Genomic DNA, 24,080 nt, shown 5'->3' with positions numbered 1-24,080 from the left:
GCCTCTTCTCACGCCACAGAGTGTCATGAGCCGGTCCACTACCACCACCAGGGAGCACTCCTTGTCCACTCCACCGCCGGGGCGCCTCACCCGCAGACTGCTTCAGCTGTACGTGGGCCTGGCGCTGTACGGCGCGAGCGTGGCCCTCCTCGTGGAGGGGGACCTGGGTCTGGCTCCGTGGAGCGTCCTGGACCAGGGCCTCGCCGAGCTGACCGGGCTGACCATCGGTGTCGTCTCGATCATCGTGGGCGCCGCGGTTCTCCTCCTGTGGATCCCGTTGCGCCAGCGCCCGGGCCTCGGGACGATCTCCAACGTCTTCGTGGTCGGCATCGCGATGGACGGCACCCTCGCCCTGCTCCCGGACGTGCACGCCCTCGGGATCCGTGTCCCCCTGCTGGTGGCGGGCGTCCTGCTCAACGGGGTGGCGACAGGGCTCTACATAGCGGCCCGCTTCGGTCCGGGTCCGCGCGACGGCCTGATGACGGGCCTCCACCGGCGCACCGGCCGGTCGATCCGCCTGGTGCGCACGGCTTTGGAGGTGGCCGTGGTCGCGACGGGCTTCGTCCTGGGCGGCACGGTCGGCGTGGGAACGGTCCTGTACGCGGTGGCCATCGGCCCGCTGGCCCAGCTCTTCCTGCGGGTGTTCGCCGTCCCGCAGGCATCACCGGACGGCAGCACGGTCGTTGCCGGCGGGTCGTCGGAGGAGGCGATACTGCGGCGGTGACCTCGCGCGTACGCCACCCCTACCTCGACCATCCCGGCCCCATCGCGTTCGCCCACCGGGGCGGAGCCGCCGACGGCCTGGAGAACACCGTGGCCCAGTTCCGCCGCGCGGTCGGGGCCGGCTACCGGTACATCGAGACCGATGTGCACGCCACGAGGGACGGACGGCTCGTCGCCTTCCACGACGCGACGCTGGACCGGGTGACCGACGGGGCGGGCCGGATAGCGGACCTCCCCTGGGACGACGTGCGCCACGCGCGCGTGGCGGGCGCCGAACCGGTCCCCCTCTTCGAGGAACTGCTGGAGACCTTCCCCGGTGTCCGCTGGAACGTCGACGTCAAGGCGGAGCCCGCGCTGCGCCCACTCCTCGACCTGATCGGTCGCACGGATTCCTGGGACCGCGTCTGTGTCGGCTCCTTCTCCGAGGCGCGGGTCGCCCGCGCCCAGCACCTGGCCGGCCCCCGCCTGGCCACCTCGTACGGCACCCGGGGCGTACTGGGGCTGCGCCTGAGGTCGTGGGGCCTACCCGCCGCGCTGCGCCGCTCGGCGGTCTGCGCGCAGGTTCCCGAAGCCCAGTCGGGCGTCCCCGTGGTCGACCGCCGCTTCGTGCGAGCCGCCCACGCGCGCGGGCTGCAGGTCCACGTGTGGACGGTCAACGAGGCCGAGCGGATGCACCGGCTCCTGGACCTGGGAGCCGATGGCATCATGACCGATCACATCGAGACGCTGCGCGGGGTCCTGAAGGACCGTGGCACCTGGGTCTGACGGCCCGGCGCACCGCGCGGCGTCCGCGTACGGGGACACGACGGGGAAGCGAGGGCACGGATGGGCACCGACACCGTGCGGGAGCGGGCGGCGGACGGAGCCGCCGAACGGCGGCGCGAACAACGCGGCTGGTACTTCTACGACTGGGCCTGCTCCGTCTACTCGACGAGCGTCCTCACCGTGTTCCTCGGCCCGTATCTGACCTCGGTCGCCAAGGCCGCCGCGGACGCGGAGGGATTCGTCCACCCGCTGGGCGTTCCCCTGCGCGCGGGCTCCTTCTTCGCCTACTGCGTGTCCGCTTCCGTGATCCTGTCGATCTTCGTGATGCCGCTCGCGGGCGCAGCGGCCGACCGTACGGGCCGCAAGAAGCCGCTCCTCGCGATCGCCGCCTACCTGGGTGCGGCGGCCACCACGGGCATGTTCTTCCTGGACGGCGACCGCTATCTGCTGGGCGGTCTGCTGCTGATCGTGGCCAACGCCTCCCTGGCCGTGTCGATGGTGCTCTACAACTCCTATCTGCCGCAGATCGCGCCGTCCGAGGAGCGCGACGCCGTCTCCTCCAGGGGCTGGGCCTTCGGCTACGCGGCGGGCTCGCTGGTCCTCGTGGTGAACCTGGTCCTCTACACCGCCCACGCCGACTTCGGCCTCTCGGAGGCGATGGCCGTCCGGATCTGCCTGGCCTCGGCGGGCATCTGGTGGGGCGCCTTCACCCTCATCCCGCTCAAGCGGCTGCGCGACCGCCGCGCGTCGGCAGCTCCGGGCTCGTCCACCGTGTCCGGGCACGGCTGGCGGCAGCTGGCGGCCACCGTGCGCGACATGCGCCGGCAGCCGCTGACGCTCGCCTTCCTCCTCGCGTACCTCGTCTACAACGACGGCATCCAGACGGTCATCTCGCAGGCCTCCGTGTACGGCTCGGAGGAACTGGGACTCGACCAGTCGACGCTGATCGTCGCCGTGCTGCTGGTCCAGCTGCTCGCGGTGGCCGGCGCCCTCGGGATGGGCCGTCTGGCCCGGACGTACGGAGCCAAACGGACCATTCTCGGCTCGCTGGTCGCCTGGACCCTCACCCTGGGCGCCGGATACTTCCTGCCCGCCGGAGCACCCGTCTGGTTCTTCGTGCTCGCCGCCGGCATCGGACTCGTCCTCGGCGGCAGCCAGGCGCTGTCCCGGTCCCTGTTCTCGCATCTGGTGCCGCCCGGCAAGGAGGCCGCGTACTTCTCGGCGTACGAGATGAGCGACCGCGGCATGAGCTGGCTGGGCCCGCTCCTGTTCGGCCTGACGTACCAGCTGACCGGAAGTTATCGGGACGCGATCATCTCGCTCGTGGCCTTCTTCGTGCTGGGATTCGTGCTGCTCGCGAGGGTCCCGGTGCGCCAGGCGGTGCGCGACGCGGGCAACCCCGTTCCCGCGAGGATTTAGCACTCGGGGCCGAAGGACGGTAGTGTACGCGTTTGGCCTGCCAGGCGTACCGTTACTGCGCGTCAAAGATGCCGCAACGCTGGGTGACATCTACTGTCAGATGTGACAAACCGGGCGCAGGTGGGTACAACAAGGGGCAGCTACGACGGCGACGCATGACCCTGACGGGAATCTTTACCGCCGACCGGACGTTGACCGGATGACGACGACAGCGACACCTGTCCTGTGGGCGACAAGCCCGGGAGGCACGATTCATGAGTGAGCGAGCTCTTCGCGGCACGCGCCTCGTGGTGACCAGCTACGAGACGGACCGCGGCATCGACCTGGCTCCGCGCCAGGCCGTTGAGTACGCATGCGAGAAGGGCCATCGATTCGAGATGCCCTTCTCGGTGGAGGCGGAGATCCCGCCGGAGTGGGAGTGCAAGGTCTGCGGGGCCCAAGCACTCCTGGTGGACGGTGACGGCCCTGAAGAGAAGAAGGCCAAGCCCGCCCGTACGCATTGGGACATGCTCATGGAGCGGCGTACGCGGGAGGAGCTCGAAGAGGTCCTCGAAGAGCGCTTGGCCGTGCTTCGATCCGGAGCCATGAACATCGCGGTCCACCCTCGGGACAGCCGCAAGTCCGCGTAACCCCTCCGGGGGTTGGGCGGCATAGATCGCACGCACGCGACCGCGGGCGCCGTACTTCTGGGTACGGTTCCTGCGGTTTTGTGCGTCCGGATACTGGTGGTTGCCTGGGCGGGGCAGGTCCCTCCGCCCGCTTTCGCGGGTGCGGGTCCGTCGTGCTCCATTGGCGGTCGCGCAGGTCCCCGAACGATCCCTGGCCGCCATGGCCCCCCGGCGGCATCTCAGCTCACCGGTGGCGTTCCGCGTTCCGCGTCTGCGGTGGCGTCCCGGCCTCTCCGGACCGCGCGAGCGGCGCCGGGGCCGAGCCCCGGCGCACGTCCTGCCTCAGCCGGTCAGCGGCGGCCGAGACCCCGCGTCCTCCTGGTACCCCCGCGGCTCGGCGTCCCGGATGACCTCGCCCTGGACGACCTTGCCGTCGGGACGGTGGATACGGGCCTGCTGGAAGGCATCCCCGAGGCCGCCGGAGGAGACCTCACGCATCTTGCGCTCGAACGTACGCTCCGCGTAGCGGCCGAGAGCCTTCTGGACCGGCGGGATCAGCAGCAGCAGGCCGAGCGCGTCGGAGATCAGGCCCGGCAGCATCAGCAGGAGGCCGCCGAGCATCATCAGGCCGTTGCCCTCGGAATTGGTCCCGCCCTGGGGCGGCACGCCGCTCTGCTGCTGTTGCAGCGTCTCACTCAGCGCGCGGAAGGCCCGGCGCCCGGCGCGCTTGATGACCACGGAGCCGAGGACGAAGCCGGCGACCAGCAGCAGGAACACCGCGAGGCCGCTCGCCGCGCCCGCCACCACCATCAGCAGCCAGATCTCCAGCACGAGCCACGCGGCGACGCCCATCGGCAGGAACCTGAGCACCTTGGAGCGGCGGGGCCGGGATGAGGGGGGCGGGGTCGAAGCGCCAGTCGTCATGCGTCCAGTGTGCCTGGCTCAGGCTCAGTGCGGCATAAGCGGGTGGTCAGAGCCGCCCGTGCGACGGAATCCTGCTTCAGGGCTTGCGACGCCCGAGAACACGCCCTGCGCGCTCCCCCACACCCCAGGTGGTGACCCGCCACAGCGCCTCCACCAGGATGTCGCGGCTCATCTTGGAGTCGCCGAGCTCACGCTCGACGAACGTGATGGGCACCTCGACCACGTGGAAGCCTGCCTTGACGGCCCGGCGGGCCAGGTCGACCTGGAAGCAGTAGCCCTGCGAGGAGACCTCGCCGAGTCCGAGGCCTTCCAGGGTCTCGCGCCTGAAGGCCCGGTAGCCGCCTGTGACATCACGGATCGGCACGTCCAGCAGGACGCGCGAGTACAGGCTTCCCCCGCGCGAGAGGAACTCGCGGGACTTGGGCCAGTTCACCACCCGGCCGCCCGGTACCCAGCGGGAACCGAGCGCGAGGTCGGCGCCCTTCAGCGCGGTCAGCAGCCGGGGCAGTTCCTCGGGCTGGTGCGAGCCGTCGGCGTCCATCTCCACCAGGACGCCGTACCCGTGCTCCAGGCCCCAGCGGAAACCCGCGAGGTAGGCGGCGCCGAGGCCCTCCTTGCCCTTGCGGTGCATCACGTGGACGTGGTCGTCCTCGACGGTCAGTTCGTCGGCGAGCTTTCCGGTGCCGTCGGGGCTGTTGTCGTCGGCGACCAGGACGTGCGCCGCGGGGACGGCCGCCCGTACCCGGCCGACGATCGCCTTGATGTTCTCCGCCTCGTTGAAGGTCGGGATGATCACCAGGGTCGTACCGAGCGGACCGAACCGTCGTTCACCGCCGTCGTTCACAGCTTCCCCTTAAGACTTCCGTGCGAGAGGGGCTCCACCATAGCGAGCGCCGCTCTTCGCGCCGGTTAGGCGCCGACTCGAAAGTCCCGCGAAGGGGTGGTACTGCGGATCGGGGCCCGGCGCCCTTCGGGCCGACCTGGGACCCGCTGGCTGCGGGTCGACCGAAAGCCGTTGTCTACTGAGCGTCCGGGCCCCACCCGGGTCACACCATCCGGCCGGAACGTTCCCTCGCCCCGTGGCGCGGGCGCTGGGCCTGGCTCCCAGTGGCGGTGCGCCGGTGCGGCACACCACCCCTGACCCAACTGCGCTGCGGCGACTGCGCGGAAGTTCACCGGTCGGACGTCCGGTGGTGGACCCGGCCGAACCTACCGGCCACCTGCCGCTCGCTGTCAACAGCCGTTTGAGCTGCTGGTTTTCCAGCAAACGCCTGGTCAACGCGGAGGATACGCAGGTCGCACGACAGGCCGGCGGGCCATGATCGGCGCCGCGCCACCCCGGGACATCACTCGTCCGGCCGTACGAATACGGTTCGGCCGTCCACCACGGTGCGCAGGCAGACGGGCAGGCGCGCTCCGGGTGTCAGGTCGGGCAGTCCCGGCGTGCCGGAGCGGGGGTCCGTCGACCAGCGGGCGACGCGGTCGTCCGGGGCCTGGACCAGCAGTTCGTCGGTGCGCCACACGGCGTAGTCCGCGGGCGCGCCGGGCACCAGGACCCCCGCGTCGTCCCGTCCGACCGCCCGCCAGCCGCCCCGCGTGTGCGCCGTGAAGGCGGCGCGCACGGACACCCGGTGCTCGGGGGTCCGGTGGAAGGCCGCGGCGCGGACGGTGCCCCACGGGTCGAGCGGGGTGACGGGGCTGTCGGATCCGAAGGCGAGCGGGACTCCGGCCCGCAGCAACGCGGCGAAGGGGTTGAGCGTGCGTGCCCGCTCGGCGCCCAGACGCTGGACGTACATGCCGTCCTCGCCGCCCCACAGTGCGTCGAAGGCAGGCTGGACGGAGGCGATGAGGCCGAGGTCGGCGAAGCCGGCGATCGTCTCGGGTGTGAGCATCTCGGCGTGCTCGACGCGATGCCGGGCGGCGCGCACCCGGGCCGCGCCGACCTTCTCGGCGGCGACGCGCATGCCTTCGACCACGGAGGTCACGGCGGCGTCCCCGATGGCGTGGAAGCCCGCCTGGAGCCCCGCCTCGGTGCACGCCACCACATGGGCGGCGACGGCGGCGGTGTCCAGGTACGCGGTACCGCTGTGACCGGCGTCGGCGTAGGGCCGGTGCAGGCAGGCCGTGTGCGAGCCGAGGGCGCCGTCCACGAAGAGGTCGCCCGCGGCGCCCGCCGCTCCGAGCTCGCGGGCCCGGGTGACGTCCTGTTCGGCCCAGTAGCCGACGACACGGGGTCCGGGCTCCCCGGCGGCGAGCCGGAGCAGACCGGTGAAGTCGTCCTCGGAGGAGATCTCCGGGCCCGCGCACTCGTGCACGGAGCCGATGCCGAGCGAGGCCGCGTGCCGGAGGGCGGCGCGCTGGGCCTCCGTACGCTGTCGCGGCGTCACGGCTGCGAACGCGGCGGCGCGTACGGCGTGGTGGGCGTCGCGGGTGAGCGGTTCGCCGTCCGTGAATCCGGCCGCCCCGCGTACGCCCGGCGCCATGTCCAGCAGGGCGGTGGTGGCGACGGCCGAGTGGACGTCGATGCGGCTGAGGTAGAGCGGGCGGCCACCGGTGGCCTCGTCGAGCTCGGCACGCCGCGGGGGCCGTCGCTCTGGCCAGCGGGCGGCGTCCCAGCCGTGGCCGAGGAGTACCCGGTCGGCGGGACGGGAGGCCGCGAAGTCCCGTACGCGGGCCATGGCGTCGCCGAGGGTGCGGGCGCCGGAGAGGTCGAGCCCGGTGAGGGCGAGGCCGGTGGCCGTGGTGTGCACGTGCGCGTCCGTGAACGCCGGGGTGACGAGCGCCCCTTCGAGGTCCACCACCTCGTCGACGCCGTCCGAGAACGCGTCGGCGGCGCCCTCCGAACCGACCCAGGCGACCTGCCCGCGCTCCACGACCATCGCGGTGGCGAACGGGTCGGCAGGGCTGTGGACCTCCCCGCCGCGCAGCAGCACGGTCCGCGCTCCGGAGGAACGGTCGTCCTCGGTCCTGGGGGCGTGCGGGTCCGAAGGCGTGCCCGGCGCGGCGTGGTTCGGCTCGGGATCGGCGGTGCTGTCACTCATGGGGAACAGTCTCACCCCTCCTGCGGCGGCCTCGTGCGCGGGGCCCCGTGGAGGAGGGAGAGGCGGTCCTCAGATCCTCGGTGGCCGTGCCTCGTACGGTGTCGAGAGGACCACCGTCGTCCGGGTGGACACCCCTGCCAGCGTGCGCAGGCGCGCGAGGAGTTCCTCCAGCTCGTGGGGTGTCGAGACGCGGACCTTGAGGATGTAGTTCTCGTCGCCGGCGACGCTGTGGCAGGCCTCGATCTCCGGAACGCCGGCCAGTCGCTCGGCGATGTCGTCCGGGGCGCTGGGGTCGAACGGTTTCACCGAGATGAAGGCCGTCATCGGCAGTCCCACGGCCTCGGGGTCGACGACCGCGGCATAGCCGCGGATGACGCCGCGCTGCTCCAGTCGGCGTACCCGCTGGTGCACGGCCGATGTGGACAGGCCCGTGGCCTTGCCCAGGTCGGTGTAGCTCATCCGCCCGTCTTCGACGAGCAGCTGCACGATGTGGCGGTCCAGCTCCTCCATGGCGGAGAACCTACAGTGCCCTTGATCCCCCCGGATACACAGCGGCGCTGGTCATACCCGGTTCGTGATGTGTAATGGGTGCGCGGGCGGGACGGGCGGGGGGACAAACCCGCCGGGTCGGGCACCTGCGGGCGGCATGTGACGAACGCCACATGATGTCGCCGGCTTCCGTGATGTTCTCGTGATTACCGCAGAGACGGGACGGGAAGTGCTTGCTGTGGCCGAGGTCGCAGTGCCTTTTCGGCCCACCCGAGGGGGAGTAGCCCATGCAGAGTCTGAAGCGCCTTGGCCGCACCGCGCCCAAGCGGCAGCAGTCGGTCGTCGAGCCCGAGCCGGAGGGCGTCGAACCGGACGCCCTGGACGGCGAGGAACTCGACGCGTACGACACCTTCGAGATGTACCGGGTGATCTGCCCGGACTGCGCTCAGCCCATCGCGCTCCTGGCGGACGAGGAGAGCCTGCCGGAGCACGCGCTCTGCGCGTCGCCGTGGAACCCGTTCGGGCTGACGGTCTGCGCCGGTACGGGCCGCGCGGCGGCCGAGGCACGGCCCGCCGACGAGACGATGGAGGTTCAGGAGCAGGACACCGCCCTGCTGTTGACGCTCCCTCAGGGGCTCGACTGGCGTACTCAGCCCTTCTCGCACGTCGGTGGCCCCGGTTCGCGGCCCCTGCGGGTGCCGGTGATGCGCGACCAGGCCGCCTGAGCGGTCCTCGGCCCAGTCCGCGCCGAGAGGCCGTCAGTCCCCGTAACTGCCCTGCACCATGGCTCGCAGGCTGTCGTGGTGCAGGATCAGTGTGTCCGGATCCGCCGGGACGGACGCCTCGCCGAAGTGCACCTGCCGGTAGGCGACCCGCAGCATGACGACGGCGTGCCGCAGGGCCGCGTACAGGATGTGGAAGTCCATGTCCCGCGGTGTGTGGCCGGTCAGTTCGGCGTAGCGCGCCTCCACCCGGTCGCGGCGCAGGAAGCCGGGCAGCCCGCGCTGCCCGAAGCTCACCGTGAGGTCCTGGAAGAAGCGGTGCAGGTAGATCATCCAGCCGAGGTCGACCTCGCGCGGGCCCAGTGCCGCCATTTCCCAGTCGAGGACGGCGGCGGGTTCGAAGCCGTCGTAGATGACGTTGCCGATGCGTGCGTCGCCCCAGCTCAGGACGGCCGCACCCTCGTCGCGCGGCCACAGTGCGTCGAGCCGCTCGAAGGCGTCCTCGATGAGGGGCGAGCGTGACAGTCCGTCAACCACCCATGCGTAGTAGGCGCGTTGGCCGTCGACGTGGTCGCGCAGGGGACTGCCGGTGCCGGGCGTCCTGAGGAATCCGGCTTCGCCCACCGGGACCTGGTCGTGGAGGCGGGCGAGGAGGCCCACCGAGGCCGCCTCCAGCCGCTCACGCTCGGCGTCGCTCGCCGCGTGCAGCCAGTTCCCTTCGTACGTGTAGGGCATGACGTCCGGCGGCACACGGCCCTCGACGCGCTCCATCACGAAGAAGGGCGCCCCGAGCGGCGCCGGGTCCTCCTCCAGCCACAGCACGCGCGGCACAGGGACGTCCGTGCGGTCGGCCACCAGCCGCATGGTGCGGTACTGACGCGGCAGGTCGTAGACCGGGAAGACGGTGTACGCCGCCGGGTCCGCCGCGAGCCTCAACGCGCAGGTCCGGACGGGTGGTTCGGGGTGCTCGATGTCGAAGAGCAGGGTCTCGCTGGACAGTCCGTTGGAGGCGGGGACCCGGACGTCCACCGCCGTCGCGCCGGGCAGACGTCCGTTGAGCCAGCCGGTCAGCCGACGGGCGAGTTCCTGAGGGTCTCGGGTCGTCGTACGCGGACGGGGTGCTGTCGCCATGTCGTCACTCCCTCAGGGCGCGACCGAGTCGAACCCGGTGAACCCGCTCGGGTCGTGCCGCCCGAACGAGCCGTGCTCGAAGATCCCGTACCCGGTGCGCCCGTCGAGGGTGAAGCGGGCCGCGTGGTCGGTCACGCCGTAGGCGGCGACCCCGAGGGCGGCAGGGTCCGAGAGGTCGTACGTACGGCGGTCGGTCCAGCCCCTCCCCTGCCAGGTGCCGTGCTGCCAGTCGTCGGCGGGCGGGTATCCCGCGCCGACGGCGAGCGGGGAGGAGGCCAGGATCTCGACGCCCAGTTCGAGCGGCTTGCGCAGGTCGCCGAGGTGGACGGTCGCGCGCTCCGGGTGGCGGGTGCCGCTCCGGTAGGTGATCTCGGCCTGGGGCCAGCCGAGTTGGCGGTCACGCTGCCCGGGGCGTACGAGTGTCGCGTCGTTGAGCGTCCGGTAGCCGTCGGCGTCCTCCTGGGTGACGACCATCAGGAAACGGTCGTCGAACCGGACGGGGCACCACAGCCAGTGGAAGCCCTCGGTCCGGTGCTCCTCGGCCAGCCGGCCACCTTCCTCCCCGGGGAGGGGCCGCGTCCCCCAGCTGCGGTCACGGGTCGCCGTCCAGCCGTCGCCGGACAACCGCGTCTCCTTGCCCGCGACCCGGAACCAGCCGTCGCAGCGGCCCGCCTGGACGAAGCGTCTGCCCTCCAACGTGAGCCTGGCGCCCCGGCGTTGGAGGTGGTGCGGCTCCCACAGTGCGGGAAAGTCCGCGGACCAGTTGATCTCGTACGACAGTCCGTCCGGATCGTCGGGGTCGGCGGCGCAGCTCAGGACGAAGTCCCGCAAGGGGCGTTCGACGAGGATACGGAGGGGGCCGACGGCCATCCGCATCCGGGTGTCGTCGGCCAGCGCGTCCGAGGCGCGCACGGCGTGCAGGGTGTCCCCGACGCGCAGGGTCGCGTACGCGTCGATGACGCCCATGTTCGGGTACACCCCGAGCCCCAGGACGAGCAAGGCCCGCCCCTGGTGGTCGAAGACATGGAAGATGCAGCGGTCGTAGGCGTTCCGGTCCCCCGTCGCCACGTGCTTCATCGAGAGGGGGACCTGGTGCACGGGGTACTCGTCGAGGGCTACGGGACGGTCGTCGGGCATCGGCTGCCTCCCGGGGTGCGCGGCGAGGGCGCCGCGCGGAGGGTTCCGGCAGCCCCCGGCGGCGGAGTTGACGGTACGTCAGATGCGTTCGGGGGGCCAGAGTCATGGCCTGCTCCGGGCTTCGCCCTCGAGGAGGCTCAAACGCCCGGCCCCCGTATGGGCCCGCCCGTGAACGCACAGGCGAATTCACGAGTCGGTGACCTGTCCGCCCCGGGACGCGTTGCCCCGGTATGACCTCCACCTACGCAGAGACAGGCCGGCGCCGCGGGTTTCTTCTTCCCATCGCAGAATCGGTTCCCCAGGAGCCACAGTGGACGCGGGTGACTCATGAGTCACAGGAGCCCCACGCAGCCCACGAGTCCCACCAGCCCGTGGACCCTCCCATCTACCGTGCCATGATCCGCGCCTGGGCCGACCGCGGCCGGACCCTGCCGGGGCGCCACGACCCCGAGTGGGCCAGGCTCGTGGCCCCCGCGGCGATGTACGGGTACGGGAGGTTCAGCGCGACTCGGGACCCGCGAGGTGACGGGCGATGACCATCCGCTGGATCTGATTTGTGCCCTCGACGATCTGCAGCACCTTGGCCTCGCGCATGTACCGCTCGACGGGGAAGTCCGTGGTGTAGCCGTAACCGCCGAGCACCTGGACGGCGTCCACGGTGACCTGCATCGCGGTGTCGGTGCAGAACAGCTTCGCCATGGCCGCCTGCCGGGCGAAGGGCCGTCCCGCGTCGCGCAGCCGGGCCGCCGTGAGGTACAGCGAGCGGCCGGCCTCGATCCGGGTCGCCATGTCCGCGAGCATGAAGCGCAGACCCTGGAAGTCCGCGATCGGCCGCCCGAACTGCTCGCGCCCGCCTGCGTAGGCGACGGCCTCGTCCAGGGCCGCCTGGGCGACACCTATGGCGCATGCCGCGATGCCGAGCCGTCCCGAGTCCAGCGCGGACAGGGCGATCGCGAAGCCCTGCCCCTCTTCGCCGATGCGCCGGTCGTCGGGGATCCGCACCGCGTCGAAGTGGACCTGGGCGGTGGGTGAGCCCTTCATGCCCATCTTCTTCTCGGGCACCGCGGCGCTCAGCCCCTCGGCGTCGCCGGGCACCAGGAACGCCGTGATGCCCCGCGCCCCCTCGCCGCCGGTCCGCGCGAGCACCGTGCAGAAGTCGGCGACTCCGCCGTGCGTGATCCAGGCCTTGGTCCCCGTGATCACCCAGTCCTCGCCGTCCCGCACGGCCTTCGTACGCAGGCTGGCGGCGTCCGAGCCGGACGACGGCTCCGAGAGGCAGTAGGCACCCAGGAGGCCGCCGCCGAGCATCGCCGGGAGGTGCTCGGCCTGCTGCTCCTTGGTGCCGTAGTTGGCGAGGGCGTGACAGGCGAGCGAGTGCACGCTGACCCCGAGGCCCACGGTGAGGCGGGCGGCGGCGAGCTCTTCGAGTACCTGGAGGTAGACCTCGTACGGCTGGTCCCCGCCGCCGTACTCGGCGTCGTAGGGGAGGCCGAGCAGTCCCGACTCCGAGAGGAGGGTGAAGGTCTCGCGCGGGAAGCGTCCGGCGTCCTCCTCCTCGGCCACCTTCGGGGCGATCTCACGCTGCGCGATGTCGCGGACGAGCGAGATCAGATCCCGGGCCTCGTCCGTGGGCAGTTGACGGTCCACCGGCTGCGGGGCGCGGTCAGGCATGTCGACGCTCTCCTCCCTGTCGGGCACATCGGCGAAGCACACCTGGGTGGGGCTGCCCGCCGGGTCTCACTGGGCACCGACGATGCTTGCGCCTCCGGGTCGCGGAAGCGGTTGATCAGCGGCTGTGCGCTGTGAGTATGCCCGATCGGAGGCATCGAGTCACCAGTTAACGACCGCTTACTCAAGAGTAGAGGGTCGCGCGCCGAATTGGTCCGAACCATTGACCGACTGGTCTAGTCCTCCTACTGTTTCGCTCCAACGCTTCACCGCGTTCATGCCAATCGGCGTTTGTTTCCCTCTCCCCCACGAGGAGACACGATGCTCACCTCGCTCCGCCCCCGCGTCCGGTTCCGGGCGCTCCTGTCCACCGTCTGTTGCGCCGTCCTCGGCGCCGGACTGCTCGCCGGCGCGGGTACGGCCACCGCGGCCACCGCGCCCGACCGGGCCGCCGCCCCCGCGGCGGCCGGTTCCAAAGTCGTCGGGTACTTCACCGAATGGGGCACCTACGACCGGAAGTACCTGGTCAAGAACATCCAGACATCCGGCTCCGCGGCCAGGCTGACGCACATCAACTACGCCTTCGGCAACGTCACCGGCGGCAAGTGCGCGATGGGCGACAACTACGCGGCCACCGAGCGGACCCACACCGCGGCCGAGTCGGTCGACGGGGTCGCGGACACCTGGGACCAGCCGCTGCGCGGCAACTTCAACCAGTTGCGCGAACTGAAGAAGAAGAACCCGAACCTCAGGGTCCTGTGGTCCTTCGGCGGCTGGACCTGGTCCGGCGGCTTCACGGAGGCGGCCAGGAACCCGGCGGCCTTCGCCCAGTCCTGCTACGACCTGGTCGAGAACTCCAAGTGGGCGGACGTCTTCGACGGGATCGACATCGACTGGGAGTACCCCAACACCTGCGGTCTCACCTGTGACGCCAGCGGGAGGGCCGCGTACAAGAACCTGATGTCGGCCGTCCGCGCCCGGTTCGGCGGCTCCGCACTGGTCACCTCGGCGATCCCGGCCGACGCCACCGCCGGCGGCAAGCTGGACGCGGCCGACTACGCGGGCGCCGCACAGTACGTCAACTGGTACAACCCGATGACGTACGACTTCTTCGGCGCCTGGGACGCGACCGGCCCGACGGCGCCGCACTCGCCGCTGAACTCCTACACCGGGATCCCGAAGGCGGGCAACCACACCTCCGCGACGATCGCCAAGCTCAAGGGCATGGGGGTCCCCGCCTCCAAGCTGCTGCTCGGCATCGGCTTCTACGGACGCGGCTGGACCGGAGTCACCCAGGCGACACCCGGCGGCACGGCGACCGGCCCGGCGGCGGGGACGTACGAGCAGGGCATCGACGACTACAAGGTGCTCAAGACCAAGTGCCCTGCCACCGGCACGGTGGGCGGCACCGCGTACGCCAAGTGCGGTAACAACTGGTGGAGTTACGACACCCCGTCGACCATCGCGGGGAAGATGAACTACAAGAACGCGCAGGGCCTGGGAGGCACGTTCTTCTGGGAGCTGAGCGGCGACACGTCGAACGGTGAACTGATCAAGGCGATCAACTAGCCTCACCAAGACGGAACTTGGGGCGGGGGCCGGTCGGCCGGCTCCCGCCCTCGGTCAGGTGTCCCGGCGGGCGGCCCGCGGAGCCGGATACGAGGCGTCGAGTTCCTCGACGGCGCGCATCGTGCCGCCGAGTGTCTTCACCAGCAGCTCGCGCATCAGGTCACGCGGGAGGCCGTAGTGGTCGATCCAGTCGAGGGTGGACCCCTCCACGCTGCACAGCCAGCCGAGCAACGCCATCCGGGGCAGCGGGGCCACCTTCCGCCGCCCGTACGCCCCTTCGGCGATGGTCTCCACGATGGCTTCCCGCACGCTCCCCCGGATGGCGTGCACCTCGGCGTCGAAACCGACGCCGCCGCAGATGATGGTGCGGTACGCCGCCTGGTTGTGCTCGGCATAGCGCAGATAGCCGTCGATGGTGCGGTGCACCCGTTCCTCGGGGGGCAGTTCGAGTCCACCGGCCGCCCGGGCGATCAGCTCGGCCACCGAGTCCTGGACGATGGCCAGGTAGTAGCCGCGCTTGGACCGGAAGTAGTAGTAGATCAACCCCTTGGCGACGTGCGCCTGTTTGGCGATGTCGTCCATCGACAGCGCGTCGTAGGACGTGTCGGCGAACAACTTCCGCCCGATGACGATGAGTTCGGCACGGCGCGCTGAGGAACGGTCGGTGCCGCGGGCTCCGGGGCGGTCGGCACCGCCCTGAGGGCTGTTACTCAAATCCGGACCTGGTCTCCAGCTGTGAGCGGGACCTCCGCAGTATGGCAGAGCCCCGTCAGCAGGCTGTTCGACTCTCTTCGACGGGCGTCAGAGGAGGCCGAGCTGCGTCACGAACATCGCGAGCACCAGCACGAAGGTCCAGCCCATGACGTGTTCGAGGATCTTCGGCCCGTTGTCCTCGGGTCCGCCCGTGCGGGTACGGACTCGTCCGGCGGTGGCAGAGGTCGTGCTCATGGCGGCTCGCTCACGGTCGTCTTTCGGTGGACTCCCCCCACCGGTGTGTCCACCTTGCCACCGGATCGGGCTTTTGCGGGGGAGAGCTTGGTCACGCGCGGCGAGCCGTGTGGCGCGCACCACAAGGACGGCCGAAGGGCGGCCCCTCCGCGTGCGAGGAGCCGCCCCTGGCCGTACCGAACGGGTCGTGATCAGCGACAAGTCGTGTTCAGCGGACGCCCACCTCCGCGAGGGCCCTGCGCTGGCGGGCCGTGGGACTGGCCGGGAAGTAGAGGTAGCAGACACCGCCGGTGCCGGAGACCACCTTCCCGGCGGCGTTGTACCTCTTCGTACGGAGCCAGATGTTCTCCCACTCGCGCCGCCGGTAGACGCGCCGCACCGCGTCATTGTCGGGCGACGCGGGGTCGTTGGCGATCACGTCCCCGTCGGCCGTGAAACCGACGACCGTCATCAGATGCCCCGAGGTTCCGTATCCGGCGCCCGTCAGCTCGGACGCGAGGAACGACTGGGACGTTATGGCCGGGACACCGGCGGCGATCAGCGTCTCCAGGTCGGTGAGCGAGCCGAGCCGCGTCACCACGCCCTGGAGGTCCTTGTACGTCGCGGCGTACGCGGCGTTGAAGGGCCAGTTCCCACAGCCGGCGTACTGGTGGTCGAAGGTGAACCGGGCGGCGTGACACACCTGCGGGTCCGCGAACTCGGGGTTGACCCAGGCCAGGTCCTGCGCCGAGGGCTTCCGTCCCCAGTACTCGATGATCATCTGGGAGGAGGTGGGGCTGCACCAGGCCTCGCCGCCGTTGTCGTACTCGGGGTACTGGCCCTTGTGGATCTCCTGCGAGTAGCGCGGCACCCGCAGTTCCCGCGCGAGAGCGGGCGCCGACGCCGGGACGGTGAAGCGGTCCGGGACGTCGGACCCCATCGCGCCGAGCCGCCACACGGTCGGCGTCACCTTGCTCCCCGGCTTGCGGTACAGCGTCAGCCGCAGCCGGTACGACACCAGGCGCAGCCCCGAGGCCGCGTCGTCGATGGAGAAGGTGTCCGTCCAGATGCTGCTCCTGCCGTCGCTCTGGTCGTCCACCGAGGTCCGTTTGATGTCCTGGTCACCGGCCGCCCAGCGGCCCATCACGTACCAGGGGGTGTCCGTGCCGTCGGAGTACGTGCCCCGCAGTTCGACCTGCAGCCAGGTGCCGGCCGGGGTCCGCGCGTTCCAGGAGGGGATGACCTCGGTGGACGGGACGCCGAGGCGGTGGACGGGTGAGGTCCAGCGCGCGTACTCCCAGGTGCTGGTCGCGCCCGTGTGCGGGTCCGTGTGGTCGATGCGCCCCTCGGGCGTCCGGATCTCCAGGCCCGGACGGGCCCCCGCCACGGCACGGGTCCCCTCGGCGGTGCCTTCGAGCCAGTCTTTGTACGAGAGCCAGGCACGGTTGTCCACGAGTGCGGAGGGTGCTTTCGACGAAGCGGTGGCCGGTGCCTCAGCCGTGCGGGCCGTCGGCTCCGCGGCGGCCGCCGGGCTCACCGCTCCGGCGGTGGCCGCGGCCACCGCCGCGGCCAGAACGTTTCTGCGGGACGGCTGTTCGGCTCTGGTCATGGACGGAAGACCCCCTGGGTGTACGGAACGGGCTCGGCCTGTGCGCGGGCGTGCGCCCACTATGGAACGCGATCAGCGCTTCTGCCAGCACTTGAAGCGTCGCGGCGCCGACCAATATTGGTCACGACCACTGGCACGCTCCGGGCCGCCCGCGGCCACCGCGCGAGGCCCCGCGCACCCCCGGCACAGGACCGGAACCTTCCTCCCATTCACCCCCTACCAGACTCGGTAGGGTGTTCCTCCGGAACACGTACACACCCCTCCGCCCCCAGGGACCCCTCATCCGCCTCCACGCCCTCGCCCCTCTGCTGCACCGGCTGCCACCCTCCTGCGGCCCGGTCCGGCTGGTCGGCGTGGACGGCCACGCGGGCTCCGGCAAGACCACGTTCGCGGACCGTCTGGCCGGAGTGCTGGGCGGCGCCCCCGTACTGCACCTCGACGACATCGCCACGCACGAGGAGCTCTTCGCGTGGACCGGACGGCTGCTCCGGGAGGTCGTCGGGCCACTGGGCCGCGGCGAGACGGCGCACTACCGCCCGTACGACTGGCAGCTGCGCGACTTCGGGCCGGGCCGCGCCCTGCCGCCCGCGCCCGTGATCCTCGTCGAGGGGGTGGGCGCGGGCCGCCGCGCGCTGCGGCCGCATCTGGCGGGGCTGCTGTGGATGGAACTGCCCCATGAGGACGCCTGGGCGCGCGGGCGCCGGCGGGACGGTTCGGCACAGAGCGACTTCTGGGCGGGGTGGGTCCCTGCCGAGCGCCGGCACTTCGCCGAGGACCCTTCGGAGCCGTTCGCCGACCTGCTGGTACGGCAGTGTTCAGATGGATACGAGGTGCTCCCGGGACCTGCAGAGACGTCGGTGAGGGCACTGGCCGTCACTGACCGTGACGGCCCTGCGTCTGTGTGCTGAACTCGTGAAGACCCCTGTCCGAGAAGTTGCCTGAGTCCTCCAACTCGGCTTGACCGAGGGGCCGTACAGGTCTTACGTTCTCAATGAGCGGCCTTTCGAGGACGCCCCGCAGACGCGAAGCCCCCGGTTGTTCCCCCGTGATCGGGGGCTTCGTTCTGCCTTCAGGCCCTTTTCGGACGCTCCGAGGCGCAATTCGTTCACGCTCAGTGACCACCCTGAGGGCGCCCCGTCCGCTCCCACCTCGAAGAACCCGTCGTGCGGCACCCTTCGGCCCGGCGCTCCCCCGCAGGTACGATGCCTCTTGGTGCGACCTTCGGACGGCTGCTCTCCGCACCACGCGCAACTCCCGTCCGCGGCACAGCGGTTCGACGAAGACTGCCGACGGGCACCGGCCCGCCCGGCGATCAACGGGGGCACGGTTTGTGGGGGACGTGATGGACTTCGGCATGCAGGGCCCCGAGGCCCCGGCCGACCTCGCCTGGCTGCGGGGTGTGGATGCCTACACGATGGGGGCCTATCCGCAGGCGGAGGAGGAGTTCCGCGCCGCGGTCAGGATGGATCCGGGGATGGCGGACGGCTGGCTGGGGCTGCACGCGCTGCGCATCGACACGACGACCGCGCTGCTGCGGATGTTCCGGCACCGCGACCGCTTCGGGGAGCAGCGCACCCGCCACCGGCGCACGCTCAACTCCTGGTACTGGCTGGGCTGGTGGGTGCAGCCGGTCCTGGAATCGCCGCGCGACCTGCTGCTCGCGCACTCCTCGCACTGGCTCGACGGACGTCATGTCCCGGAGCTGGACCGGGCGTTGGCGAGTCTGCCCCCGGTGGACACGGATCCGCAGGTCCGGTTCCTGCACGCCTGCCGGGCCTATCTCGTCAAGGACTGGGAGCAGCTGGTCCGGCACACGGATCCGCTGATCGACGATCCGATGCTGGGCATCGAGGCCGGCCTGTTCGGCGGCATGGCCCGCGTGCGCCTGGAGATGTTCGGACAGGCCGAGCCGCTGCTGTCGTCCGCGCTGATGCGCTGCCGCAGCGAGCAGCCCCAGCGCAAGGAGCTGCGGTACTGGCTGGCGCGGGCGCACGAGGGCACGGGTCGCTCGGCCGCGGCTCTCCCCCTCTACCGGGCGGTGCACCGGGTCGACCCGGCGTTCATGGACACCTCGGCCCGGCTCGCCGCGATCTCCGAGGGCGACGGGTACGACGACACGGCCGACCTCGCGGGGATCACGCTGACCGGGGCCGGGCAGGACATGCTGGACGGCCCCGACGGCGTGGAACCGCTGTTCGGCGCCGAGGGCCGTGACCTGAAGCTGTCGGAGCCCGAGCTGCCGCCGACCGGTGGGCTGCCCTCCCAGTCGGACCGGGTCCGTGAGAAGGCCATCGTGCCGGTGCTGCCACCGCATCTGCCGACCGGTCCCACCGACCCCGCGCTGCTCGAGGAGGCGCTCTCCGAACTGGAGCGCATGGTCGGTCTCGAACCGGTGAAACGCCAGGTGAAGGCGCTCTCGGCACAGCTGAACATGGCCCGGTTGCGCGCCGGTCAGGGCCTGCCGGTCCAGCCTCCGAAGCGGCATTTCGTGTTCTCCGGGCCCTCCGGCACCGGCAAGACCACCGTGGCCCGCATTCTCGGCCGGGTCTTCTACGCGCTCGGCCTGCTCGGCGGCGACCACCTCGTCGAGGCCCAGCGCGCCGACCTGGTCGGCGAGTACCTCGGCCAGACCGCCGTGAAGGCCAATGAACTGATCGACTCCGCGATCGGCGGTGTGCTGTTCGTCGACGAGGCCTACTCGCTCTCCAACTCGGGCTACGGCAAGGGCGACGCGTACGGGGACGAGGCCCTCCAGGTCCTGCTGAAGCGCGCCGAGGACAACCGCGACCACCTGGTGGTCATACTGGCCGGCTATCCGGAGGGCATGGACCGCCTGCTGGCCGCCAACCCCGGTCTCTCGTCCCGCTTCACGACCCGCGTCGACTTCCCCTCGTACCGCCCGCTCGAACTCACCTCCATCGGAGAGGTGCTGGCCGCCGAGAACGGCGACGTGTGGGACGAGGAGGCTCTCGACGAGCTGCGCTCCATCAGCGGGCACGTGGTGGACCAGGGCTGGATCGACGAGCTCGGCAACGGACGGTTCCTGCGCACGCTCTACGAGAAGAGCTGCGCCTACCGCGATCTGCGGCTGTCGGGCTACCCGGGCAGCCTGAGCCGTGACGATCTGTCGACGCTGCGGCTGGCCGATCTGATGCAGGCGTACGGAGAGGTGCTGTCGGGGCGGGGGCCCCAGGATCCCTCAGGCGTGTAGGGGCGCTCACTGGCCGGGACGTCCTGTGACGTCCCGCGGCCGTGGATCCGCCGCGGCTTGCCGCACACGTCCCCGCGCCCCTGAGAACGGGGGCGCGGGGAGGTGTGCGTCAGCTGGCCAGCGCCTGCTCCGCCGCCTCCGGGGCCGGGCCCGGAGTCTCCTTGCGCGGCTCGCCCACCCGTGTCGCCGGAGCCTGTCGGTGGGCGGGGTCGCGGACCTCGCCCACCAACAGCTCCAGCACGTCCTCCAGGGCGACCAGGCCGAGCACCCGCCCGGACGCGTCGGCGACCTGCGCGAGATGCGTCGCCGCTCGGCGCATCACCGTCAGGGCGTCGTCCAGCGGAAGCTCGGCGCTGAGGGTGGTCATCGGGCGCCAGACCTGCTGCGGTACGGCCCGCTCGGACTCCTCCAGATCGAGGACGTCCTTCACGTGCAGATAGCCCATGAAGGCGCCGTTCTCCGCGACCACCGGGAAACGCGAGTACCCGGTGCGGGCGGTGAGCGCGACGACCTGCCCCGGGGTGACCGAGGGGCCCACGCTCACCAGCGACTCGCGGTCCAGGAGCACGTCCGTGACCGGGCGGGAGCCCAGCTCCAGGGCGTCCTCCAGGCGCTCCTGCTCCCCCGGGTCGAGAAAACCGGCCTGGCCGGCGTCCTCGACGAGCCGGTTGAGCTGCTCACTGGTGAAGACCGCCTCGACCTCGTCCCTGGGCTCGACGTGGAAGAGCCTCAGGATGACGCGGGCGCAGGCGCCGAGGCCCACGGTGACCGGCTTGCACAGCCGGGCGAAGGCGACCAGGCCGGGGCTGAGCCACAGCGCGGTCTTCTCGGGGGCGGCCATCGCCAGGTTCTTCGGCAGCATCTCGCCGACCACCAGGTGGAGGAAGACGACCGCGGCGAGGGCTATGACGTACCCGAGCGGGTGGATCATGCCCTCCGGAAGGTGCACGGCGTGGAAGACCGGCTCCAGGAGGTGCGCCACGGTGGGTTCGGCGACCGCGCCGAGTGTCAGCGAGCAGACGGTGATGCCGAACTGCGCGGCGGCCATCATCTGCGGCAGGTTCTCCAGGCCGTACATGACCTGCCGGGCCCGTGCGGTGCCGAGCGGTTCGATCTGGCTGCGCCGGACGGAGACCAGGGCGAACTCGGCGCCGACGAAGAATCCGTTGGCGAGCACGAGCAGACCGGCGAACAGGAGTTGGAGCACGCTCATCGGACGGCCTCCACCGCGGGGACGGGAGCGGAGAGGGACCCGGCGTCGGCGATCCTGACGAGCCGGACCCGCTCGGCCCGGTAGTGCCCGACCTGGCGCACCGAAAGACGCCAGCCCGGCAGTTCGGCCCTGTCGCCGGGAGCGGGGATCCGGCCGAGCAGATCGGCGACGAGGCCGGCGACCGTCTCGTACGGGCCCTCGGGGACGTCCAGGCCGATGCGCTGGAGGATGTCGACGCGGCAGCTGCCGTCGGCGTCCCAGGCGGGCCGGCCGTCCTCGGCCGGCGCCGCGGCGAGCTCGGGCGGTTCGTTGAGCACGTCGTCGTGCTCGTCGTGGACCTCGCCGACGAGTTCCTCGACGATGTCCTCCAGGGTGACGACCCCGGCGGTGCCGCCGTACTCGTCGACGACGACGGCGATGGGCTGCTCGTTGCGCAGGCGTTCCAGGAGCGGCTGCACGGGCAGCGTCTCCGGGACGAGCAGCGGGGCCTGGGCGATCCTGGTGACGGGCGTGCGCAGCCGGTCGCGCGAGGGCACGGCGAGGGCGTCCTTCAGATGCGCCATGCCGACGATCTCGTCGATCCGCTCCCGGTAGACGGGGAAGCGGGAGAGGCCGGTGGCGCGGGTGAGGTTGACGACGTCCTCTGCGGTCGCGGAGGACTGGAGGGCGCTGACCCTCACCCGCGGGGTCATGACGTGCTGTGCGGTGAGGTCGGCCAGCGAGAGCGTACGGACGAACAGGTCCGCGGTGTCCTGCTCCAGGGTGCCGGCCCGGGCCGAGTGCCGGGCCAGGGAGACGAGCTCGCCGGGGGTGCGGGCGGAGGCCAGTTCCGCGGTGGGCTCGACACCCAGCGTGCGGACGAGCCGGTTGGCGACGGAGTTCAGCCCCGAGATCACCGGCCGGAACACGGTCGAGAAGGCGTGCTGCGGGCCCGCGACGAACCGCGCGACCTGCATGGGCTTGGACACCGCCCAGTTCTTGGGTACGAGTTCGCCGATCACCATCTGCACGGCCGAGGCGAGCAGCATGCCGACGACCACGGCGACGCCGGACACGGCTCCGCCCGGGATGCCGACCGCGGTGATCGGTCCGTTCAGCAGCGCGGCCAGCGCCGGTTCGGCGAGCATGCCGACCACCAGTGAGGTGATGGTGATGCCGAGCTGGGTGCCGGAGAGCTGGAAGGACAGCTCCTTGAGCGAGTTGACGACCGTACGGGCCCGTCGGTCGCCCTCGGCCGCGGCCTTCTCGGCTTCGGGGCGCTCCACCGTGACGAGGCCGAATTCGGCCGCCACGAAGAAACCGTTGGCGAGGATCAGGAGAAATGCCGCCCCGAGGAGCAGCAGGGGGATGGTCATGCCGCCGCCTCGATATGCCGGGAGGGGGCGGCGCAGGTACTACAGGACGATCCGTCCATCGCTGGAGGGAGTCACTCCTCGAATAGCAGGGGGCCGCTGAGTTCCGGGTGGAAGGTCAGCGGCGGAGGCGCAACGAAAACGCCTCCGCCAACAGGTTAATCAAGACAGTGCCCCGTACGGCAGGGTGGAAGGCCGGGAGTCAGCCGTGATGTTCGTCGTGCTGCCCGTCGCCGTCGCCGGGCGAGCGGGCCTCGGCGAGGGCGCGCAGCGTACGGGCGTCGCTGATCGCGCGCTGCTTGGCGATGCCCGGCTGGATGCCGAGCGCGGGCAGGCTGGTGCCGTCGCTGAGGTTCAGGAAGACCCAGGGGTCCCCCGGGCGCAGGTTGACCTGCAGGATCTCCGCCCAGGCCAGCCGCCGCCGGCTGGCGATGTTGACGACGGTGACCCCGGATTCGTCGGCGACGACTTTCGGCCGTGACAGCAGCGCGAGTACGCCGAAGAGCATGGCGGCGGTGAAGACGAAACTGAGCCGCTCCCCCGGGCCGAGCTTCTCGAGCAGCAGCGCGACGGTGGTGATGACCACGAAGATCGCGGCACCGGCGGTCAGCAGCACGGCACGGGTACGGCCCGGCCGGAAGGTGACGGGGAGAGCGGGCAGCTCTGGTGCGTCCGACATGGCGAAGGTGTTCCTCAGAGGCGGCAGGCGTGGATGGCCGTGGTCAGGATGGCCCGCGCGCCGATGTCGTACAGGTCGTCCATGATCCGCTGGGCTTCCTTGCTCGGGACCATGGCGCGCACGGCGACCCAGCCCTCGTTGTGGAGCGGCGAGACGGTCGGCGACTCCAGGCCGGGGGTGAGGGCGACGGCCTTCTCCAGCTGCTCGACGCGGCAGTCGTAGTCCATCATCACGTAGGTCCGTGCGACGAGGACGCCCTGGAGGCGGCGCAGGAACTGCTGGACCTTGGGCTCTGTCTCCTCGGTGGTCTCCGCGCCGGTGCGGCGGATGACGACGGCCTCGGACTTCATGATCGGCTCGCCGAAGACTTCGAGGCCCGCGTTGCGCAGCGAGGTGCCGGTCTCGACGACGTCCGCGATGACCTCGGCGACGCCGAGCTCGATGGCCGTCTCGACGGCGCCGTCGAGGTGCACGACGGACGCGTCGACGCCCTTGTCGGCGAGGTACTTGTCGACGATGCCCTCGTACGAGGTGGCGACGGTCTTGCCGGCCAGGTCCTCGACGCTCCCGGCCGTGCCGGGCTTGGTGGCGAAGCGGAAGGTGGAGCGGGCGAAGCCGAGCGGCAGGATCTCCTCGGCGTCGGCCGCGGAGTCGATGAGCAGGTCGCGGCCGGTGATGCCGATGTCGAGGCGGCCCGAGGAGACGTAGATCGCGATGTCGCGGGGGCGGAGGTAGAAGAACTCGACCTCGTTCTCCGGGTCGACGATCCTGAGCTCCTTGGCCTCCCGGCGCTGCTGGTAGCCGGCCTCATGCAGCATCTCCCCCGCGGGGCCTGACAGGGAACCCTTGTTGGGGACGGCGATGCGCAGCATGAGGTCGGCTTCCTTCGTTCG

The 24,080-nt window shown here is 71.1% G+C and carries 22 protein-coding genes; 8 read left to right on the top strand and 14 right to left on the bottom strand.

From position 1 onward, the window contains the following. Positions 1 to 25 precede the first annotated feature (25 nt). The 4 genes from yczE (at position 26) to O1Q96_RS14860 (ending at position 3,536) form a co-directional block, all read left to right on the top strand. The gene (yczE, locus tag O1Q96_RS14875) at positions 26 to 724 is read left to right on the top strand and encodes a membrane protein YczE (RefSeq protein WP_269248614.1); all 699 of its coding nucleotides are present in this window, start codon (positions 26 to 28) and stop codon (positions 722 to 724) included. Then, a complete protein-coding gene (locus O1Q96_RS14870; protein ID WP_269248613.1) occupies positions 721 to 1,488 on the top strand; it encodes a glycerophosphodiester phosphodiesterase family protein in 768 nt (255 codons plus the stop codon). The genes yczE and O1Q96_RS14870 overlap by 4 nt, the downstream gene beginning before the upstream one ends. A gap of 60 nt (positions 1,489 to 1,548) precedes the next feature. Then, positions 1,549 to 2,907, top strand: a complete 1,359-nt coding sequence (locus O1Q96_RS14865; RefSeq protein ID WP_269248612.1) for an MFS transporter — start codon at positions 1,549 to 1,551, stop codon at positions 2,905 to 2,907. A gap of 254 nt (positions 2,908 to 3,161) precedes the next feature. Beyond that, complete coding sequence (locus O1Q96_RS14860; protein ID WP_003977404.1) at positions 3,162 to 3,536, top strand: RNA polymerase-binding protein RbpA; 375 nt, start codon at positions 3,162 to 3,164, stop codon at positions 3,534 to 3,536. Positions 3,537 to 3,857: 321 nt separating this feature from the next. On the opposite strand, the gene fxsA is transcribed toward O1Q96_RS14860, so the two are convergent. From fxsA to O1Q96_RS14840, 4 genes are all read right to left on the bottom strand, one after another. After that, positions 3,858 to 4,439, bottom strand: a complete 582-nt coding sequence (gene fxsA, locus O1Q96_RS14855; RefSeq protein WP_269248611.1) for an FxsA family membrane protein — start codon at positions 4,437 to 4,439, stop codon at positions 3,858 to 3,860. A 76-nt stretch (positions 4,440 to 4,515) separates the two neighbouring features. Continuing rightward, a complete protein-coding gene (locus O1Q96_RS14850; RefSeq protein ID WP_269248610.1) occupies positions 4,516 to 5,283 on the bottom strand; it encodes a polyprenol monophosphomannose synthase in 768 nt (255 codons plus the stop codon). 502 nt (positions 5,284 to 5,785) lie between these two features. Further along, positions 5,786 to 7,480: an amidohydrolase gene (locus tag O1Q96_RS14845; protein ID WP_269248609.1), complete on the bottom strand. Its 1,695-nt coding sequence runs from the start codon at positions 7,478 to 7,480 to the stop codon at positions 5,786 to 5,788. Between the two features lie 69 nt (positions 7,481 to 7,549). Continuing rightward, positions 7,550 to 7,990, bottom strand: a complete 441-nt coding sequence (locus tag O1Q96_RS14840) for an Lrp/AsnC family transcriptional regulator (protein ID WP_217456987.1) — start codon at positions 7,988 to 7,990, stop codon at positions 7,550 to 7,552. A gap of 266 nt (positions 7,991 to 8,256) precedes the next feature. Between O1Q96_RS14840 and O1Q96_RS14835 the strand changes: the two genes are divergently transcribed. Then, positions 8,257 to 8,694: a hypothetical protein gene (locus O1Q96_RS14835; RefSeq protein WP_269248608.1), complete on the top strand. Its 438-nt coding sequence runs from the start codon at positions 8,257 to 8,259 to the stop codon at positions 8,692 to 8,694. 33 nt (positions 8,695 to 8,727) lie between these two features. Here O1Q96_RS14835 and O1Q96_RS14830 read toward each other — a convergent pair whose 3' ends face one another. From O1Q96_RS14830 to O1Q96_RS14820, 3 genes are all read right to left on the bottom strand, one after another. Further along, positions 8,728 to 9,822 carry a phosphotransferase family protein gene (locus O1Q96_RS14830; RefSeq protein ID WP_269248607.1) on the bottom strand — a complete coding sequence of 365 codons (1,095 nt, stop codon included), beginning with the start codon at positions 9,820 to 9,822 and terminating at the stop codon, positions 8,728 to 8,730. 12 nt (positions 9,823 to 9,834) lie between these two features. Then, positions 9,835 to 10,959: an Rv3169 family protein gene (locus tag O1Q96_RS14825; RefSeq protein ID WP_269248606.1), complete on the bottom strand. Its 1,125-nt coding sequence runs from the start codon at positions 10,957 to 10,959 to the stop codon at positions 9,835 to 9,837. Positions 10,960 to 11,457: 498 nt separating this feature from the next. Beyond that, positions 11,458 to 12,630, bottom strand: coding sequence for an acyl-CoA dehydrogenase family protein (locus tag O1Q96_RS14820; RefSeq protein WP_269248605.1), 1,173 nt, complete (start codon positions 12,628 to 12,630; stop codon positions 11,458 to 11,460). A gap of 318 nt (positions 12,631 to 12,948) precedes the next feature. On the opposite strand from O1Q96_RS14820, the gene O1Q96_RS14815 reads away from it, so the two are divergent. Further along, a complete protein-coding gene (locus tag O1Q96_RS14815) occupies positions 12,949 to 14,196 on the top strand; it encodes a glycoside hydrolase family 18 protein (RefSeq protein ID WP_269248604.1) in 1,248 nt (415 codons plus the stop codon). A 54-nt stretch (positions 14,197 to 14,250) separates the two neighbouring features. Here the strand turns inward: O1Q96_RS14815 and O1Q96_RS14810 are convergent, their stop codons facing one another. The 3 genes from O1Q96_RS14810 to O1Q96_RS14800 form a co-directional block, all read right to left on the bottom strand. Beyond that, a complete protein-coding gene (locus O1Q96_RS14810; protein ID WP_269248603.1) occupies positions 14,251 to 14,910 on the bottom strand; it encodes a TetR/AcrR family transcriptional regulator in 660 nt (219 codons plus the stop codon). Between the two features lie 87 nt (positions 14,911 to 14,997). Continuing rightward, entirely contained in the window at positions 14,998 to 15,144 is a 147-nt protein-coding gene (locus O1Q96_RS14805) for an SCO1431 family membrane protein (protein ID WP_269248602.1), read from the bottom strand. A gap of 208 nt (positions 15,145 to 15,352) precedes the next feature. After that, positions 15,353 to 16,732: a peptidase C39 family protein gene (locus O1Q96_RS14800; protein WP_269248601.1), complete on the bottom strand. Its 1,380-nt coding sequence runs from the start codon at positions 16,730 to 16,732 to the stop codon at positions 15,353 to 15,355. A 233-nt stretch (positions 16,733 to 16,965) separates the two neighbouring features. Between O1Q96_RS14800 and O1Q96_RS14795 the strand changes: the two genes are divergently transcribed. Next, positions 16,966 to 17,640 carry a uridine kinase family protein gene (locus O1Q96_RS14795; RefSeq protein ID WP_269248600.1) on the top strand — a complete coding sequence of 225 codons (675 nt, stop codon included), beginning with the start codon at positions 16,966 to 16,968 and terminating at the stop codon, positions 17,638 to 17,640. A gap of 434 nt (positions 17,641 to 18,074) precedes the next feature. After that, positions 18,075 to 19,943 carry an AAA family ATPase gene (locus O1Q96_RS14790; RefSeq protein WP_269253603.1) on the top strand — a complete coding sequence of 623 codons (1,869 nt, stop codon included), beginning with the start codon at positions 18,075 to 18,077 and terminating at the stop codon, positions 19,941 to 19,943. A gap of 109 nt (positions 19,944 to 20,052) precedes the next feature. Here the strand turns inward: O1Q96_RS14790 and O1Q96_RS14785 are convergent, their stop codons facing one another. The 4 genes from O1Q96_RS14785 to hisG all read right to left on the bottom strand — a co-directional run bounded on the left by O1Q96_RS14785 (position 20,053) and on the right by hisG (position 24,059). Further along, positions 20,053 to 21,156 (bottom strand): hemolysin family protein, encoded by a 1,104-nt coding sequence (locus tag O1Q96_RS14785; RefSeq protein WP_269248599.1) that lies wholly within the window; start codon positions 21,154 to 21,156, stop codon positions 20,053 to 20,055. Then, a complete protein-coding gene (locus O1Q96_RS14780) occupies positions 21,153 to 22,511 on the bottom strand; it encodes a hemolysin family protein (RefSeq protein WP_269248598.1) in 1,359 nt (452 codons plus the stop codon). Before O1Q96_RS14780 ends, O1Q96_RS14785 begins: the two co-directional genes overlap by 4 nt. A 199-nt stretch (positions 22,512 to 22,710) precedes the next feature. Beyond that, positions 22,711 to 23,187, bottom strand: a complete 477-nt coding sequence (locus tag O1Q96_RS14775) for a PH domain-containing protein (protein WP_269248597.1) — start codon at positions 23,185 to 23,187, stop codon at positions 22,711 to 22,713. A 14-nt stretch (positions 23,188 to 23,201) separates the two neighbouring features. Beyond that, the gene (gene hisG / locus O1Q96_RS14770) at positions 23,202 to 24,059 is read right to left on the bottom strand and encodes an ATP phosphoribosyltransferase (protein WP_269248596.1); all 858 of its coding nucleotides are present in this window, start codon (positions 24,057 to 24,059) and stop codon (positions 23,202 to 23,204) included. Between the last annotated feature and the right edge of the window lie 21 nt (positions 24,060 to 24,080).

Source organism: Streptomyces aurantiacus (assembly GCF_027107535.1).
In the GTDB taxonomy this organism is placed as follows: domain Bacteria; phylum Actinomycetota; class Actinomycetes; order Streptomycetales; family Streptomycetaceae; genus Streptomyces.
This window is presented reverse-complemented; position numbering and strand designations above follow the sequence as displayed.

Bases quoted from the DNA above. Each gene is read 5' to 3' on its own strand.
- yczE (WP_269248614.1), top strand. From the start codon at position 26: ATGAGCCGGTCCACTACCACCACCAGGGAGCACTCCTTGTCCACTCCA.
- O1Q96_RS14865 (WP_269248612.1), top strand. From the start codon at position 1,549: ATGGGCACCGACACCGTGCGGGAGCGGGCGGCGGACGGAGCCGCCGAA.
- O1Q96_RS14860 (WP_003977404.1), top strand. From the start codon at position 3,162: ATGAGTGAGCGAGCTCTTCGCGGCACGCGCCTCGTGGTGACCAGCTAC.
- fxsA (WP_269248611.1), bottom strand. From the start codon at position 4,439: ATGACGACTGGCGCTTCGACCCCGCCCCCCTCATCCCGGCCCCGCCGC.
- O1Q96_RS14845 (WP_269248609.1), bottom strand. From the start codon at position 7,480: ATGAGTGACAGCACCGCCGATCCCGAGCCGAACCACGCCGCGCCGGGC.
- O1Q96_RS14840 (WP_217456987.1), bottom strand. From the start codon at position 7,990: ATGGAGGAGCTGGACCGCCACATCGTGCAGCTGCTCGTCGAAGACGGG.
- O1Q96_RS14835 (WP_269248608.1), top strand. From the start codon at position 8,257: ATGCAGAGTCTGAAGCGCCTTGGCCGCACCGCGCCCAAGCGGCAGCAG.
- O1Q96_RS14830 (WP_269248607.1), bottom strand. From the start codon at position 9,822: ATGGCGACAGCACCCCGTCCGCGTACGACGACCCGAGACCCTCAGGAA.
- O1Q96_RS14825 (WP_269248606.1), bottom strand. From the start codon at position 10,959: ATGCCCGACGACCGTCCCGTAGCCCTCGACGAGTACCCCGTGCACCAG.
- O1Q96_RS14820 (WP_269248605.1), bottom strand. From the start codon at position 12,630: ATGCCTGACCGCGCCCCGCAGCCGGTGGACCGTCAACTGCCCACGGAC.
- O1Q96_RS14815 (WP_269248604.1), top strand. From the start codon at position 12,949: ATGCTCACCTCGCTCCGCCCCCGCGTCCGGTTCCGGGCGCTCCTGTCC.
- O1Q96_RS14805 (WP_269248602.1), bottom strand. From the start codon at position 15,144: ATGAGCACGACCTCTGCCACCGCCGGACGAGTCCGTACCCGCACGGGC.
- O1Q96_RS14800 (WP_269248601.1), bottom strand. From the start codon at position 16,732: ATGACCAGAGCCGAACAGCCGTCCCGCAGAAACGTTCTGGCCGCGGCG.
- O1Q96_RS14790 (WP_269253603.1), top strand. From the start codon at position 18,075: ATGGACTTCGGCATGCAGGGCCCCGAGGCCCCGGCCGACCTCGCCTGG.
- O1Q96_RS14785 (WP_269248599.1), bottom strand. From the start codon at position 21,156: ATGAGCGTGCTCCAACTCCTGTTCGCCGGTCTGCTCGTGCTCGCCAAC.
- O1Q96_RS14780 (WP_269248598.1), bottom strand. From the start codon at position 22,511: ATGACCATCCCCCTGCTGCTCCTCGGGGCGGCATTTCTCCTGATCCTC.
- O1Q96_RS14775 (WP_269248597.1), bottom strand. From the start codon at position 23,187: ATGTCGGACGCACCAGAGCTGCCCGCTCTCCCCGTCACCTTCCGGCCG.
- hisG (WP_269248596.1), bottom strand. From the start codon at position 24,059: ATGCTGCGCATCGCCGTCCCCAACAAGGGTTCCCTGTCAGGCCCCGCG.